Source organism: Microbacterium sp. P2_F9 (assembly GCF_056403635.1).
Window position 1 is genome coordinate 1 of the sequence record NZ_JBFUFC010000393.1, and the last position, 1,372, is coordinate 1,372.

Here is a 1,372-nt window from a genome sequence, read left to right on the forward strand (position 1 = left end):
TCTCCGAGCGGCTATCGGTGTGCGCGCGCGACGACGACGCGAACCGCGATCAGCACACCCCCGAAGCCCGCGATCAGCAGTCCAGCGAGACCGAGCGAGCCCAGCCCGTCATGCTTCGACGAGGACATGCCCGTCGCCGCGAGCGTGGCAGCCGCCGGGGGCGCCACGACCGCGGTGACAACAGCCGGCGCCACGACAGCGGACACGGCCGGCACTGCGGGCGCCGCGGTCGGCGACGGGAAGATCGCCGACCCGCCGACATGACCGAACGCGAAGATGAACGTGTTCGGCGTCCCGTGCTCCGGGTCGTCCGATGTCTCCCCGAAGGAATACGCCTCGGCTCCGACCGCGGCGAGCGCGGCCTGGGCTCCGGCCTCGGATTCGGCCGCCCCATAGAAGATGATGAACGACAATGATGCGCCGGGCGCGAGCCCGCCGAACGAGAAGTCGAACAGCGCACCGTGATCGTCCGGCCCGGAGTCGACCGCGTTTCCGTGGAAGAGGATCTCCGACGGACCCTCCAGCGGGTTCGGCGAGGCGAAGCCGTCGTCGCTCGTGTACGTGAGGGCGCTGGCAGTGCCACCATCGATCGTCACGAACTCGTCGAACGCGGTCGGCTCAACGTCCCAGTCCATCACGCGGCGATACTGCACCGTGGCGATGGGCTCGCCCGACAGGTTCTCGATCGTGACGTTCACCTGGTAGAGGTTGGGCGTGTCGGCGGACGGGATGTACTCGTGGGTCACCCGGAAGTACGGCGCCTCCGCCTCATCGGTCACGAGCACCACCGACTTCGCGGTCGAACCGGTCCACTCGAACGACTCCAGAACCAGATTCTCGCCGCCGGTGCCGAGTTCGGCGAGGTTCGCGCCGCCCCAGACTCCCGTTGCCGGGTCGGCGACACCCCAGCCCTCGCAGACGCAGCCGGGCGATGTCGAATCGTTGTTGGTCGGGAGGTAGCCCAGCCCCGCGTCGCCGGGCCCAGCGGGCGAACCGGTCGCGTCATCGGTGTTGAGCTCGCCGGTCGGGTTCACCGCGAGCAGCACGGTGCCGTTGTCGATGCACACGGCGGGGTAGCAMGGGTCACCCGGCTCGGGCAGCGTCGCCGCAGGTTCTTCGGCCGCGAACAAGGTGACCGTCGGCCCATCGGGCGACTCGGCGAAGACCTCCTCCGGCGTCGCGCCCGCGGGAGCAACCACCACATCGGCCGGCTCTACGGGGTCGGCGACGGCGGCCCGCGGATCCGTGACGGCCGCGGGCGAGTCCGCAACGGGGGTCGGCGGATCCGTGACGGGGGTCGGCGGATCCGTGACGGCGGTCGGCGGATCCGTGACAGGGGTCGGCGGATCCGTGACGGGGGTCGGCGGATCCG

At 70.6% G+C, this 1,372-nt stretch carries 1 protein-coding gene; it reads right to left on the bottom strand.

The features are described 5' to 3' along the window. Positions 1-11: 11 nt before the first annotated feature. The coding region (locus AC1DVT_RS20280; protein WP_477391202.1) for a hypothetical protein at positions 12-1,372 on the bottom strand (1,361 nt) is incomplete at its 5' end.